Below are 14,611 nucleotides of genomic sequence, written 5' to 3' on the forward strand. Positions count from 1 at the left end.
AAATTCACTTTAATAATGCATAATTTAGAATAAAAATGCACGTTTTATGCACTGTGCATGTATTCTTTCTCAACGGGAAAATTAGAATAAAAACGCACGCACTCTAATTTTAGTAAAATAGCATTTATATCTAATAATAAATTTAATAAGAATCAAAATAAAAATAAAAAACTTACAAAGTCAAAAGCATCAGAATATAAACAAAGCTTGATAACTTGCATCTTTCTAGGAAGCTTGTCATAACTAATGGCTGGAAAATTTGTAAGGATACAAAATGAGCAAGCTGTACGTTGGATCAGAAGTTGGTCAACTTCGACGAGTTCTATTAAATCGCCCTGAACGCGCCCTAACCCACTTAACTCCGTCAAACTGTCATGAGTTGCTATTTGATGACGTTCTTGCTGTAGAAGCGGCAGGTGAAGAGCACGATGCATTCGCACGTACGCTGCGCGAGCAAGACGTTGAAGTGCTTCTCCTCCACGATTTACTGGTCGAAACCCTCGCTGTTCCAGAAGCAAAACAATGGCTGCTGAACACTCAGATTTCTGACTTTCGCTACGGGCCAACATTTGCGCGAGACCTACGCCAATACTTTTCAGAAATGGATGATGAACATCTTGCCTGCATCTTTTTAGGTGGCTTAGCTTACTCAGAGCTACCGATCTCCTCATCTTCTATGCTGCCAAAAATGAAGCGTCCTCTCGACTTTGTTATTGAGCCACTGCCTAATCACCTCTTTACTCGTGATACCTCATGTTGGGTTTATGGCGGCGTTTCTCTTAACCCGATGATGATGCCTGCACGTCAACGTGAAACAAACCACCTACGTGCTATTTATCGTTGGCACCCAATTTTTGCTGGCCAAGATTTTATCAAATACTTCGGTGACGATGATCTGCATTATGATAATGCGAATGTCGAAGGCGGTGATGTGTTGGTTATTGGTAAAGGTGCAGTTCTTATCGGTATGTCTGAGCGTACGACTGCGCAAGGTGTAGAGAACCTTGCAGCGAGCCTATTTAAAGCAGGCCAAGCTACCGAGGTGATTGCAATTGATCTGCCTAAACACCGCTCATGTATGCATTTAGACACTGTGATGACCCATATGGATGTAGATACTTTCTCTGTCTACCCAGAAATCATGCGCAAAGATCTCGACACATGGCGCTTAACACCAAAAGGCAACGGTGAAATGCATGTTGAAGCCTCACATAACTATCTGCACGCGATTGAGTCCGCTCTTGGCTTAGATCAGCTGAAAATCATCACCACTGGTGGCGACAGCTATGAAGCGGAACGCGAACAATGGAATGATGCCAATAACGTTCTAACTGTAAAACCGGGCGTAGTAATTGGTTACGAACGCAACGTATACACCAACGAAAAATACGATAAAGCTGGCATCAAAGTACTGACAGTACCTGGTAACGAGCTTGGTCGTGGTCGCGGTGGCGCTCGCTGTATGAGCTGTCCAATAGAACGAGACGATATATAACTTACTCGTCCCTTTACATTAGGTGAATCAAAACTAAGGTTGATGTGAATACATCAACCTTTTTTAGCTTTAATTAAAAATAATTATTCACAATAAAAGCATTTATATGTTTTAATGGATTCTATTAATCTAATCACATGTACTAAGGGACGAGCTATGGCTTTCAATTTACGTAACCGCAACTTTTTGAAGCTATTGGACTTCTCAACCAAAGAAATCCAGTTTTTGCTCGAACTGTCTGCAGAGCTGAAAAAAGCTAAATATGCAGGAACAGAGCAGAAGAAACTTCAAGGTAAAAACATCGCACTAATCTTTGAGAAATCTTCGACTCGTACCCGATGTTCGTTTGAAGTCGCTGCCTTTGACCAAGGTGCTCAAGTCTCTTACATCGGCCCTTCTGGCTCGCAGATCGGTCATAAGGAATCGATGAAAGACACCGCTCGCGTCCTTGGTCGTATGTATGACGGGATTGAATACCGAGGCTTTGGCCAATCCATTGTTGAAGAGCTTGGTACTTATGCTGGTGTTCCAGTGTGGAATGGTTTAACGGATGAGTTCCACCCAACCCAGATCCTTGCTGACTTCCTGACCATGCAAGAGCACGGCCGTGGTAAACAGCTACATGAAGTAACCTTCGCTTACCTAGGTGATGCGCGCAACAACATGGGTAACTCACTTATGGTGGGCGCAGCGAAAATGGGCATGGATATTCGCCTTGTCGCGCCAAAAGCGTTCTGGCCTGAAGAAGATCTCGTGGCAACTTGTCAAACTATCGCGCAACAAACCGGTGCAAAAATCACGTTAACAGAAAGCGTTGAGGAAGGTGTGAAAGGTTGTGACTTCCTATACACCGACGTTTGGGTGTCTATGGGTGAGTCTGCCGAGGCATGGGATGAACGTGTAGCGTTAATGACACCTTATCAAATCAATATGGACGTGATTAAGCAAACGGGTAATCCACATGTGAAATTCATGCACTGCCTTCCAGCTTTCCACAATGATGAAACCACCGTCGGCAAAGAAGTCGCTGAAAAATACGGTATGAAAGGCCTTGAAGTAACAGAAGAGGTATTTGAATCGGAATACTCCATCGTATTCGACGAAGCTGAAAACCGTATGCATACCATCAAAGCCGTGATGGTTGCGACGCTAGGAAGCTAAACCAGCGCGCAAAAACAGCCGATAAAAACCATGATGTAATCGCTTGCGCTCACGAAAGTTAAGCGTATAATGCTCGGCAATTTGTCTGAGGATTAAGAAATGACCACGCTGATTGCTGACGTAAAAACGCGATTTGCTCTCGCTAAGCGACTACGCTTACGTGGTGTTATTTTCGTTAATTCTATTGAATTTTAAAACCTCCCCATTGGGGAGGTTTTTTTATGTCCAAAATTCCTTTCGGTTATTTGGATGTAGTCATCAATGTTATAGGGAAGAAGATCATGGCGAACTCGCTTTACCAGAAGCACATCATCTCTATTCCAGAGCTTTCACGCGAAGAACTGGAACTTATCGTAGAAACAGCAGGTAGCCTTAAAAAAGCACCTCGACCAGAACTGATTAAAAACAAAGTCGTTGCAAGTTGTTTCTTTGAACCATCAACACGTACACGTTTATCGTTTGAAACAGCGATTCAGCGCATTGGTGGTGACGTGATTGGCTTTGATAATGATGGTAATACCTCTCTGGCGAAAAAAGGCGAAACACTCGCAGATTCAGTACAAGTCATCTCTTCTTACGTCGATGCCTTTGTGATGCGTCATCCACAAGAAGGCGCCGCTCGCTTGGCCTCTGAATTTTCAAATGGCGTGCCAGTGATCAACGCGGGCGACGGTGCAAACCAACACCCAACTCAAACGCTACTCGACCTATACACCATCGCGGAAACACAAGGGCGTCTAGACAACCTGAACGTCGCATTCGTAGGTGATCTAAAATATGGCCGCACAGTGCACTCACTGACTCAAGCCTTAGCAAAGTTTAACAACATCCGCTTCTTCTTTGTTGCACCAGATGCGCTGGCAATGCCAGATTACATCTGCGAAGAACTAGATGAAGCTGGCATTCAATATAGCCTACACACAGACATGGAAAGTGTGATTCCTGAACTGGATATTCTGTACATGACACGCGTACAGAAAGAACGTTTTGACGAATCGGAATACGCACATATTAAGTCGGCTTACATCCTAACGGCGGCACTACTAGAAGGCGCGCGTGAGAACTTGAAAGTGCTGCACCCACTACCACGTGTGGATGAAATTACAACTGATGTTGATAAAACGCCTCATGCTTACTTCTTCCAGCAAGCTCAAAATGGCGTGTATGCTCGCCAAGCACTGCTGGCGCTTGTTCTAAACGAAACACTGTAATCGAGGGGAAAAATCATGGCTAAAGAAACTCAATTGCAGGTAGAAGCAATCAAAAATGGTACGGTCATCGACCACATCCCTGCGCAAATCGGCATCAAAGTATTAAGACTGTTCGATATGCACAATTCATCACAACGCGTAACGATTGGACTGAACTTGCCATCATCAGCACTCGGTCATAAAGATCTACTCAAAATCGAAAATGTGTTTATCAATGAAGAGCAAGCGAGCAAGCTAGCGTTGTATGCTCCTCACGCGACCGTGAATCAAATCGAGAATTATGAAGTGGTGAAAAAGCTCGCGTTAGAGCTTCCTGAGCGCATCAATGATGTATTTGAATGCCCGAATTCAAACTGTATTTCTCATAATGAACCAGTAGAAAGCAGCTTTAGCGTGTTCGAGAAGAAACAAGAAATCCGCCTAAAGTGTAAATACTGCGAGAAAGTGTTCTCACGCGAGATCGTAACCGAGCGATAAACACGCCGCACGACTAGGCTGTGATACGTTTAAAATACCCTGCAATGTCAGGGTATTTTGCTCTTTACCTACCGAGGGTTTAGAGGCAAACTGAGAATCTTTATTCCCTACAACTGATGGAAAAAATCAAATGACGAAAGTACTTCACACTGAGTCTGCACCAGCAGCAATCGGTCCTTACGTTCAAGGCGTAGATCTAGGTAACATGGTTCTTACTTCAGGCCAAATCCCAGTAAACCCAGCGACAGGTGAAGTGTCTGCTGATATCGCAGAACAAGCTCGTCAGTCTCTAGAAAACGTAAAGGCTGTAGTTGAATCTTCAGGTCTTAAAGTATCTGATATTGTAAAGCTAACGGTTTTTGTTAAAGACCTAAATGACTTTGGCACAGTGAACGAAGTTTACGGCAAGTTCTTTGATGAGCACGGCGTAGCAAACTACCCTGCACGCTCTTGTGTAGAAGTGGCTCGCCTACCAAAAGATGTTGGCATCGAGATTGAAGCAATCGCTGTTCGCAAATAATTGCACTTGCTGACAAACATAAAAAAACGGGTAGCTCAGGCTACCCGTTTTTTATTGTCTTTTCGTGATGATATCGCAGTAAAACTTAAGCAGCGTTGCGCTGTTTGACTTCTTCATCTAACGATTCAAGCTTCTCTTTCATCTGTTCACGACAGATATTCGCTAACTCGCGAATGCCCTCTTTACCATAGCCTTCAGTGCTGATTGGAGGTAGCATTTCAACAATCACATGACCATTGTTCCAACGGTTCAGCTTAATTTTATTCGTCGAGCTACATACGATAGGAATGATTGGCACACCTGCACCAATTGCCGCATGAAAAGCACCTGTTTTGAATGGCAGCAAACCACGCCCACGAGAACGCGTGCCTTCTGGGAACATCCACACCGAAACATCACTTTCTTTCATGCTGCTCACGACCTGATCGATAGTACCTTTTGCTTTAGAACGATTCGCTCGGTCAATCAGAATGTTACCCGTAAGCCAGTAAAGCTGACCAAACAGTGGCATCCAAGCCAAGCTCTTTTTACCTACTGTCACAACTTTCGGAGTCACAGCCGCAGAAACAGTAAACATGTCCCAGTTGTTCTGGTGGTTAGCAATGTAAACATGTTGGCCGCGTGAATACGCATCTTCAGGGATACGTAACTCTAACTTAATCCCAAACACACGAGACATCTTGGCAAACAAACGGCCAAAAGTGAAAACGTGCTTAGGGTTTCTAGGGCTTAATAGGCAGTAACCACAACCACCAATAAACATAACAATCGCAAAGATAGCGACAGCAAATACACGTAACAGTGCAATCATTCTTGTTCTCCAGGAACCGGCTTTTGCCAGATACAGCTATTAATATCTCTCTTTCCATAAAGGGAAAATATGGTCATGAGAGTGATATAAAAAAGCCGAAACTCAGGTTTCGGCTCTCTTGATATCCAAGTTACCTGCGGTGCAGTTTAACTTGCCTAGCTCACTCGCTCAATATTTGCGCCAAGTGCAGCCAGTTTATTTTCGATTTTGTCGTAACCACGGTCGATATGGTAAATACGATCAACGACGGTTTCGCCTTTAGCAATGCAACCTGCAATAACCAAACTAGCCGAAGCTCGTAGATCGGTTGCCATCACTTGCGCACCGCTGAGTGACTCAACATCACCACAGATAACCGTATTGCCTTCGATCTCAGCTTTAGCGCCCATACGCATGAGTTCTGGTACGTGCATAAAGCGGTTTTCAAAGATAGTCTCTGTGATCACGCCGCCACCTTTCGCCATCATGTTCAGAAGCGTAAATTGAGCTTGCATATCCGTCGGGAAACCAGGATGTGGCGCAGTACGTACACTTACCGCTTTTAGCTCGCGGTCGGTCATATCAACGGAGATCCAATCTTCACCCGTTTCGACAAGCGCGCCAGCTTCTTCCAGCTTGGCGAGAACCGCTTCAAGCAAATGAGCATTAGTGTTGCGACATACCACTTTACCGCCAGATACTGCTGCTGCGACAAGGAATGTTCCCGTCTCAATACGGTCAGCAACCACGTTGTGTTTACAACCGCCTAGGCGCTCAACACCTTCAATCGTAATGGTATCTGTGCCAGCGCCAGAGATTTTTGCGCCAAGCTTATTTAGGAAATCAGCGGTATCGACGATTTCAGGCTCACGCGCAGCGTTATCTAGTGTTGTTGTGCCTTCCGCCAGCGCTGCGGCACACATGATGGTGATCGTCGCGCCTACGCTGACTTTATCCATCACGATGTGCGCGCCTTTTAGACGACCATCCACTTCTGCTTTCACATAACCATCTTCTAATGTAATGGTTGCGCCAAGCTGCTCTAAACCAGAAATATGCAGATCCACAGGACGGGCACCAATGGCACAACCGCCTGGTAAAGAAACCTGACCTTGACCAAAGCGCGCCACCAAAGGACCTAAAGCCCAAATAGAAGCACGCATGGTTTTCACTAAATCATAAGGCGCGCAGTATTCTGTAATACTGCTTGGATCAACATGAACAGAGCCATTGCGGCTTACTTTCGCGCCTAAACGCTTAAGCAATTCCATGGTTGTGTCGATATCACGAAGGTGTGGTACGTTTGCCACTTCTACTGGCTCTTCCGCCAAGATAGACGCAAATAAAATCGGCAGTGCTGCGTTTTTTGCACCTGAAATGGTCACTTCACCAACTAGTGGTTTATCTGACCCAATAACTCGAAACTTTTCCATCAATAAACCTTAAAGCGACATCAATTTCTTATCACGAGCCCACTCTTCTGGTGTGAACGCTTTGATTGATAATGCGTGAATGTCGTTACGCTGGATGTATTCCATCAGAGGAGCATAAATTAGCTGCTGCTTCTTAACGCGGCTCATTCCATCGAAACAAGCATCAACAGCAACCACTTCATAGTGGCTACCTTCACCTTTCACATGCACTTCTTGAAGGTTTAGTGCTTCTTCTAATAACTGTTGTACTTTTGCGCTATCCACAATTTACCCCTGATAATTCTGTATGTGTTTGGCCACTAAAGATTCAACATTGCTCAGTTGAAACAAAGTGCGCAGTTGCGCCGGCACGAAACTGAGCATTATATGACAGTTTTGCTTTTTTGCATGCTCTAATAAGTGGATTAACATCACCATTCCTGCAGAGTCGACGCGCTCTATCTCTTTTAGCGAGCATTCCAGCTCCGATTGAGCAGGTTGCCATTGCTGTGCATACGCCCACAATGAAGGCACTGTATCTCTATCAAGTGCCCCTGTTAGCTTAAGAATGTTTTGATCCAATTGCCACTGAGCGGGAGTCTGGGCCATTATTTCTTCGCCTCGAAGCGGATCGGTTCTGCGGCCAATTTTTCTAGGTCTTTAGCAACAGATAGAATACCTTCTTGACGAATTTTACTGTTCCATTCGGATTGTTTACTAGAAAGCAAACTAATGCCCTCTGCAATCATATCGAATGCTTCCCACTCACCAGAGTGGTTGTCTTTACGCAGTTTAAACTCAAGTTTGATGTTTGGACGCGGAGTATCGATGATATCAACTTTAATGCTTGTAATACGCTTAGAGTCATCAATGCTAGGCTCAGGACCAAACTCAATTTTTTGGTCAGAGTATTGCGTCAACACTTGTGCATAAGACGCAATCAGGTACGCACGAAATGCATCGATAAACTCAAGTACATCTTCACGCTTAGCACCTTTTAAGTTTGGACCAAGAAGTTTTAACCCTGCATAGCGGTAGTTGACGTAAGGCATTAGCTCTTCTTCAACGATCACTTTAAGTAAATTTGGATCTTGTTTGATTTTCGGCTGTTCGGCTTTCAATCTTTCGAACGTGACTTCAGCTACCTGCTTCATCATCTTATAAGGTTCAGTTTTATCCACCTCTGCTGCTGTTGCTCCAAAGACGCTAAACACAGCACAAACTGAAAGTAGTAATCTCGCTAACATAGTTATTCCTTACTTGAGTCGTCTGAACCACCTACGCTGTATAGTACTTGACCAATTAAGTCTTCAAGCACAAGCGCCGATTTGGTGTCTTCGATGGTATCACCATCCACTAGCATGACTTCATCATCAAAAACGAAGCCAGGTACTAAACCAATGTATTGCTCACCAATCAGGCCAGATGTCAAAATTTGTACGCTCGACGTTTCTGGGAACTGATTGTATTTGCTATTGATAGATAGTGTTACAACTGGCAATAAGTTGTCTGGGTTAAGCGAAATACTACTTACTCGACCAATCACAACGCCCCCCACTTTTACGGGAGAACGAACTTTTAAACTGCCAATATTATCGAACTCGGCTTTGAGGGTATAAGTATCACCAGAGCCAATGCTTTTTACGTCAGCAACTTGAAAAATCATCACAAGAATCGCGCAAATTCCCGCTAATACAAAGCTGCCAACCCATAATTCAGTTTTACGTGTTTGTTGCATGATTAATTCCCAAACATCAATGCGGTCAGTACAAAGTCTAATCCTAGTACTGCTAAAGAAGAATGCACAACAGTGCGCGTAGTTGCTCGGCTGATCCCTTCCGATGTTGGAATAGCATCATAACCGTTAAATAGAGCGACCCAAGTAACCGTAATTGCAAACGCAAAACATTTGATCATACTGTTACCAATGTCTTGCCCTAGCTCAACAGAGGACTGCATCGCTGACCAAAAACTGCCGTGATCAACGCCTTTCCAGTCAACACCAACAAGCTGAGCGCCCCAAATTCCCACAGCCATGAAAATCATAGCCAGTAAAGGCATTGAGATAACCCCAGCCCAAAACCGTGGTGCAATCACTCGTTTCAATGGGTCTACCGCCATCATTTCAAGGCTAGACAGTTGTTCCGTTGCTTTCATTAGACCTATCTCTGCGGTTAACGCAGAACCGGCACGACCAGCAAACAAAAGTGCAGTAACAACGGGTCCTAATTCACGGAGTAACGAAAGCGCTACCATTTGCCCCAAACTGCCTTCTGCGCCGTAATCCACCAACACAACATAGCCTTGTAGACTCAAAACCATTCCAATGAACAGACCAGATACGACGATGATCGCCAGCGACTGAACACCAACAGAATAAAGTTGCTTAACAAGCAGAGGAAAGCTTCTGATCGGTTGTGGCTTAGAAAATAGCGCCCCAATCAACATGAAAGTCGCACGACCAAATGCTCCGCAAATAGAAAGCGTGCGTCGACCCAGCGAGGCGACAAAGTGAATGAAGTTATCGACCATCAAATAAGTCCTTTTCGATACTTTGAGAAGGGAAACGAAACGGTACAGGACCGTCGGCATCACCTTGTAAGAACTGCTGGACACGAGGATCAGAGTTTTGAGTCAGCTCTTCTGGCGTACCATAGGCGATGATTTTTCCATCGGCCATCAGGTATACCCAGTCAGCAATACTCATGACTTCAGGTACGTCGTGAGAAACCACAATAGAGGTCAAACCTAACGCTTGGTTTAGATTGCTAATTAGCTCAACCAAAACGCCCATAGTGATTGGGTCTTGCCCCACAAACGGCTCATCGTACATGATCAGGTCAGGGTCAAGTGCGATTGCACGAGCCAAAGCAGCGCGTCTTGCCATACCACCTGAAAGCTCACTCGGCATTAATTGCGCCGCGCCGCGTAGACCGACAGCTTCGAGCTTGAGTAACACCATGGTGCGAATCAAATCTTCCGATAAATCGGTATGCTCTCTCAATGGAAAGGCGACATTATCAAAAACATTCAAATCAGTGAATAAAGCCCCTGACTGGAACAACATGCTCATTTTCTTTCGAGCATGGTAGAGTTTTTTACGCGAGAGAGAGGGAATATTGTCTCCATCAAACCAGATCTCTCCTTGCTCGGGATACAACTGACCACCAATCAAACGCAGCAGTGTTGTTTTACCAATTCCCGATGGTCCCATAATGGCCGTCACTTTGCCCTCAGGAACATGCAGATCAATATCATCAAAGATCATGCGTTCTCCCCGTGAAAAAGTGAGGTTGTTCACGGTGACTAAATCGTTGTTCGACATATCATCTCTTCTACTGTAGGAGCGTTGCAACTCACGGAATCATCAAGCAGATACTCATCGGAGTTGAATTCTACGTTTAATAAAGTAACGTCGGTACATTTATTAGGCTGCAATCATAAGCACATTGGCGTTGAATTTAAAGCACTGTTCAATTAAATAAAGTCGACTATATCCCTGCAATTTCTCATGGTTTATGACCTAATTAGCACGAAGTGTTTAAATCCTAGACCAGAATTGCTCATTTAAATGAGTGAGATTTACATACATTTTCGTTACTAACCTTTAATTTATTCTTCGTTTATCTTCCATTTTAGGCCGCAAAAGGTCAAAATTAGCGGTTATTCATTTTACTTATTTAATACTTAGGAATTCTCATGCTCGAAGCCGTTGCGTTGCTTATAGTCGGTCTTGTTTTGCTTGTTTGGAGTGCAGATAAACTTGTTTTTGGCTCTGCAGCGATAGCCCGCAACGTCGGTATTTCCCCGCTTGTCATCGGCATGACAATCCTTGCGATGGGCTCATCCGCCCCTGAGATGATGGTATCTGCAACCGCTGCTTGGGATGGCAAAACAGATACAGCGGTGGGTAACGTATTAGGCTCAAACATAGCGAACATTGCGTTAATCCTAGGTATTACAGCGCTGATCAAGCCTTTGTCGATTAGCTCCGCCGTCATCCGCCGAGAACTTCCACTCATGATAGCCGTAACCGTACTCGCTGGTATTCTGCTTTGGAATAGCCATCTCGGTTTTTATGAGGGTGTCTTATTGTTTGTACTCTTTGGGGCATTTTTATTTGCTATGTTGCAAATCAGCCGCAAAGAGCAAAAATCAGGTGATGTTTTTCTTGATGACCAAGAGTCAGAGATCCCAGAAGGCGTCAGTAACCCTAAAGCAATCATGTGGGTGGTTATTGGCTTGATACTGCTTCCTTTGGCAGCCAGCATGCTGGTTGATAACGCGGTAATTATTGCTAAACACTTTGGTATGAGCGACCTTGTTATCGGTCTAACTATTATCGCCATTGGCACTAGCCTGCCAGAACTAGCCGCATCACTTGCGGGAGTTTTAAAGGGTGAAGACGACATGGCTGTCGGTAACATTATCGGTTCGAATGTGTTTAACATTCTGGCGGTAATGGGGATTCCTGGCATCATTAATCCATCGGTGCTCAGTGAGTACGCGATGGGACGTGACTTCTGGGTCATGTTAGGCGTTTCATTGTTACTTGTCGCGATGTGTTTGGGTAAATCACGCAGTATTAACCGTATTGAAGGTGCCATCTTGTTTGTGTGCTTCTTAGGTTACCAAGTGTACTTATTCGCAAACATGACCGCTTAATTACCACGATCAATAAGTAGAGATCTGATATGTCCAATCAATTTGATTTTCGCGCTGCTGCTAAACAAGTTCTTGATATCGAAGTTGCTGCTCTGCAAGAGCTAGATACCTACTTTGATGATCAATTTGAAAAAGCGTGTGAACTTATCCTTTCCAACAACGGCAAAGTTGTCGTTATGGGTATTGGCAAGTCAGGCCATATTGGTAACAAGATTGCCGCCACTCTGGCAAGCACTGGGACTTCGGCGTTTTTCGTTCATCCAGGCGAAGCCGCACATGGTGACTTGGGTATGATTAGCCCTGGTGACATTGTGCTGGCAATTTCTAACTCTGGTGAATCAAACGAAATTCTGTCTCTATTTCCAGTATTAAAGCGCCTGAATATTAAGATCATCAGCATGACAGGTAAGCCAGAATCAAATATGGCCAAGCTGTCTGACTTACACCTGCAAATTACGGTACCTCAAGAAGCTTGTCCGTTAGGCCTGGCGCCAACTAGCAGTACGACTGCCACATTAGTGATGGGAGATGCATTAGCCGTAGCTCTGCTTCAAGCTCGTGGTTTTTCTGCCGAAGATTTTGCCCTATCTCACCCAGGTGGTGCACTGGGGAGAAAACTGCTACTTAAGTTGTCTGATATTATGCACTTTGGAGAAGCGTTACCTAAAGTTTCTCCTGACGCATTAATTCGCGATGCCCTGCTTGAAATTTCAGAAAAGGGGTTAGGCATGACAGCCATCGTCGATGAGCACGATGCTATGCTTGGTATATTCACCGATGGTGATTTACGTCGTACCTTAGACAAGCGTATCGATATTCATACGACGGCAATTGGCGAGGTCATGACGACAAACCCAACCACAGCACACCCTGATATGCTGGCGGTTGAAGGTTTGAACTTGATGCAGAATAAAAACATTAACGCTCTGATTTTATGTAAAGACGAAAAAATTGTGGGTGCACTGAACATGCACGATTTACTAAAAGCTGGCGTGATGTAATATCAGCACAAACATTTAAATCATTTATTAGACGAATAAAGGCAATGGTCAGGGAAGTACTGAGCTAAACGATAGGCCTTCATTATATGAGTTTTACTCGCCTTATTTATTTGCTCTTGATCTTCGTTGTAGCGTGGTGCGGTTATTACCTACTAACCCCTAAAGGCAACGACGCAATTCAAGTAGCACCAGATTCTGAACTGCCCATGTTCAGTGGTTCTGGATTAGAAAACATCACCTACGGTGAAGATGGTGTCCGCAGTTACATCATTCGCTCCACTAACTTAGACCATTATGCTAAGAGTGGAGATACTATTTTTAATAACCCGACTTTGATGGTTTACCGTGAAGGTAGCGTCATTGAATGGAAGGTGACTGCCACAAGAGCAGTGTTAGATGAAGACCAAGTTTTGACTTTATATGACAAAGTCTTAATGCAAAATCTTCTGCCTGGTGCGAGTTTTGATACCATGGCAACAGACAAATTGGTCATTAATCTAACCAATCGTGATTTTAAAGCTGACCAACAAGTAATGTTGGTTGGACCACAATTTGAAACTACTGGAGGCGCAATGCAAGGTAACTTAAAACAGCATACTGCGACTCTGACAGATGAAGTTCAAGGTCGATATGAAACCGTTACACCTTAGCCTACTGGCACTGGTATTGGCGGCGCCTCAAGCGCTGGCACTCAAGTCGGATACTCAACAGCCGGTTTACATAAACTCTGACACCCAACAGGTGGATATGAAGAGTAACCAGGTTGTTTTTGAAGGCGATGTATCTCTTAAGCAAGGGAGCATCAATATCGATGCTGATAGAATCGTGGTAACTCGCGATCCTAAAACCGAAGCAATTAAACAGATTCAAGCATTTGGTAAACCTGCGAAGTTTTCTCAGCTGATGGACGATGGTAAAACACTTAGTGGTCAAGCTACGGAGCTGGATTACCGTATTTCTACAGACGAACTGACCATGAAAGGTCAAGCGCAGCTGGCGCAAGACAACAACACCATCAAAGGTTCTTCGATTCGTTACCAAATTGGTAAACAAAAGCTAGTCGCAGATAGCTCTAAGGAAGAGCGCGTTACGACCATTTTGCAACCCAATCAGATAGAGAACTAATATGGCAGTACTGAGTGCGAAAAACTTGGCGAAAAGCTACAAAAAACGCAAAGTCGTCACTGATGTTAGCTTAGAAGTTGAATCTGGTCAGATTGTTGGGCTACTCGGTCCAAACGGCGCGGGTAAAACCACCTCGTTTTACATGATTGTCGGCTTAGTACCTCGTGATGAGGGCACCATTACCATTGACGACAATGACATCAGTATTTTACCGATGCATAGCCGTTCACGCCTTGGCATTGGCTATCTTCCGCAAGAAGCGTCGATTTTCCGTAAGCTTTCAGTAGAAGATAACATCATGGCCGTACTTGAAACTCGTCAAGAAATGACGAGGGAAGAGCGCCAAGATAAACTGGAAGATTTGTTGGAAGAATTCCACATCCAGCACATCAGAACCAGTGCTGGTATGGCACTATCAGGGGGTGAGCGACGCAGGGTGGAAATCGCTCGAGCTTTAGCGGCCAACCCTCAGTTCATTTTATTGGATGAACCTTTCGCTGGTGTTGACCCAATTTCGGTTAATGACATCAAGAAAATCATTGAGCATCTGCGCGATCGTGGTCTCGGAGTGTTAATCACTGACCATAATGTACGTGAAACACTGGACGTATGTGAAAAAGCCTATATCGTGAGCCAAGGGCACCTAATTGCATCGGGAACTCCGGCAGAAGTTCTCAATAATGAACAGGTGAAACAAGTTTATCTCGGCGAACAATTCCGTCTATGATTATATTAGGAACGGTAAGATTCTGAG

The 14,611-nt window shown here is 44.4% G+C and carries 19 protein-coding genes; 11 read left to right on the forward strand and 8 right to left on the reverse strand.

Annotated features, from left to right (window positions below; all coding sequences use genetic code 11):
• Positions 1–274 precede the first annotated feature (274 nt).
• The 6 genes from arcA (at position 275) to N646_RS08575 (ending at position 4,864) form a co-directional block, all read left to right on the forward strand.
• Positions 275–1,495, forward strand: a complete 1,221-nt coding sequence (arcA, locus tag N646_RS08550) for an arginine deiminase (RefSeq protein ID WP_005381082.1) — start codon at positions 275–277, stop codon at positions 1,493–1,495.
• A 156-nt stretch (positions 1,496–1,651) separates the two neighbouring features.
• On the forward strand, positions 1,652–2,656 hold the full coding sequence (locus N646_RS08555; protein WP_017821848.1) for an ornithine carbamoyltransferase: 1,005 nt from the start codon (positions 1,652–1,654) through the stop codon (positions 2,654–2,656).
• 99 nt (positions 2,657–2,755) lie between these two features.
• Positions 2,756–2,851, forward strand: a complete 96-nt coding sequence (locus N646_RS08560) for a hypothetical protein (protein WP_005381084.1) — start codon at positions 2,756–2,758, stop codon at positions 2,849–2,851.
• An 86-nt stretch (positions 2,852–2,937) separates the two neighbouring features.
• Entirely contained in the window at positions 2,938–3,867 is a 930-nt protein-coding gene (gene pyrB / locus N646_RS08565) for an aspartate carbamoyltransferase (protein ID WP_005381085.1), read from the forward strand.
• 15 nt (positions 3,868–3,882) lie between these two features.
• Positions 3,883–4,344: an aspartate carbamoyltransferase regulatory subunit gene (pyrI, locus tag N646_RS08570; RefSeq protein ID WP_005381086.1), complete on the forward strand. Its 462-nt coding sequence runs from the start codon at positions 3,883–3,885 to the stop codon at positions 4,342–4,344.
• Positions 4,345–4,474: 130 nt separating this feature from the next.
• Complete coding sequence (locus N646_RS08575; RefSeq protein ID WP_005381087.1) at positions 4,475–4,864, forward strand: RidA family protein; 390 nt, start codon at positions 4,475–4,477, stop codon at positions 4,862–4,864.
• Between the two features lie 85 nt (positions 4,865–4,949).
• Here N646_RS08575 and N646_RS08580 read toward each other — a convergent pair whose 3' ends face one another.
• From N646_RS08580 to mlaF, 8 genes are all read right to left on the reverse strand, one after another.
• Positions 4,950–5,675 carry a 1-acylglycerol-3-phosphate O-acyltransferase gene (locus tag N646_RS08580; protein ID WP_005381088.1) on the reverse strand — a complete coding sequence of 242 codons (726 nt, stop codon included), beginning with the start codon at positions 5,673–5,675 and terminating at the stop codon, positions 4,950–4,952.
• Between the two features lie 155 nt (positions 5,676–5,830).
• Positions 5,831–7,087, reverse strand: a complete 1,257-nt coding sequence (gene murA / locus N646_RS08585) for a UDP-N-acetylglucosamine 1-carboxyvinyltransferase (RefSeq protein WP_005388419.1) — start codon at positions 7,085–7,087, stop codon at positions 5,831–5,833.
• 9 nt (positions 7,088–7,096) lie between these two features.
• Positions 7,097–7,351 (reverse strand): BolA family iron metabolism protein IbaG, encoded by a 255-nt coding sequence (ibaG, locus tag N646_RS08590; RefSeq protein WP_005381092.1) that lies wholly within the window; start codon positions 7,349–7,351, stop codon positions 7,097–7,099.
• A gap of 3 nt (positions 7,352–7,354) precedes the next feature.
• Complete coding sequence (locus tag N646_RS08595; protein ID WP_005381093.1) at positions 7,355–7,675, reverse strand: STAS domain-containing protein; 321 nt, start codon at positions 7,673–7,675, stop codon at positions 7,355–7,357.
• Complete coding sequence (mlaC, locus tag N646_RS08600; RefSeq protein ID WP_017821301.1) at positions 7,675–8,313, reverse strand: phospholipid-binding protein MlaC; 639 nt, start codon at positions 8,311–8,313, stop codon at positions 7,675–7,677. The genes N646_RS08595 and mlaC overlap by 1 nt, the downstream gene beginning before the upstream one ends.
• 2 nt (positions 8,314–8,315) lie before the next feature.
• A complete protein-coding gene (gene mlaD / locus N646_RS08605; protein ID WP_005381099.1) occupies positions 8,316–8,804 on the reverse strand; it encodes an outer membrane lipid asymmetry maintenance protein MlaD in 489 nt (162 codons plus the stop codon).
• Between the two features lie 2 nt (positions 8,805–8,806).
• A complete protein-coding gene (gene mlaE, locus N646_RS08610) occupies positions 8,807–9,598 on the reverse strand; it encodes a lipid asymmetry maintenance ABC transporter permease subunit MlaE (protein WP_005381100.1) in 792 nt (263 codons plus the stop codon).
• Complete coding sequence (mlaF, locus tag N646_RS08615) at positions 9,588–10,391, reverse strand: phospholipid ABC transporter ATP-binding protein MlaF (RefSeq protein WP_005388422.1); 804 nt, start codon at positions 10,389–10,391, stop codon at positions 9,588–9,590. Before mlaF ends, mlaE begins: the two co-directional genes overlap by 11 nt.
• Before the next feature lie 374 nt (positions 10,392–10,765).
• On the opposite strand from mlaF, the gene N646_RS08620 reads away from it, so the two are divergent.
• The 5 genes from N646_RS08620 (at position 10,766) to lptB (ending at position 14,584) form a co-directional block, all read left to right on the forward strand.
• A complete protein-coding gene (locus N646_RS08620; protein WP_005381102.1) occupies positions 10,766–11,731 on the forward strand; it encodes a calcium/sodium antiporter in 966 nt (321 codons plus the stop codon).
• Between the two features lie 29 nt (positions 11,732–11,760).
• Positions 11,761–12,732, forward strand: coding sequence for an arabinose-5-phosphate isomerase KdsD (kdsD, locus tag N646_RS08625; RefSeq protein ID WP_005381104.1), 972 nt, complete (start codon positions 11,761–11,763; stop codon positions 12,730–12,732).
• A gap of 86 nt (positions 12,733–12,818) precedes the next feature.
• Entirely contained in the window at positions 12,819–13,382 is a 564-nt protein-coding gene (gene lptC / locus N646_RS08630) for an LPS export ABC transporter periplasmic protein LptC (RefSeq protein ID WP_005381106.1), read from the forward strand.
• Positions 13,363–13,857 carry a lipopolysaccharide transport periplasmic protein LptA gene (gene lptA / locus N646_RS08635; protein ID WP_005381109.1) on the forward strand — a complete coding sequence of 165 codons (495 nt, stop codon included), beginning with the start codon at positions 13,363–13,365 and terminating at the stop codon, positions 13,855–13,857. The genes lptC and lptA overlap by 20 nt, the downstream gene beginning before the upstream one ends.
• A 1-nt stretch (position 13,858) precedes the next feature.
• Positions 13,859–14,584: an LPS export ABC transporter ATP-binding protein gene (gene lptB, locus N646_RS08640; RefSeq protein WP_005381111.1), complete on the forward strand. Its 726-nt coding sequence runs from the start codon at positions 13,859–13,861 to the stop codon at positions 14,582–14,584.
• Positions 14,585–14,611 lie beyond the last annotated feature (27 nt).

The organism is Vibrio alginolyticus NBRC 15630 = ATCC 17749 (genome assembly GCF_000354175.2).
Taxonomy (GTDB): Bacteria; Pseudomonadota; Gammaproteobacteria; order Enterobacterales; family Vibrionaceae; genus Vibrio; species Vibrio alginolyticus.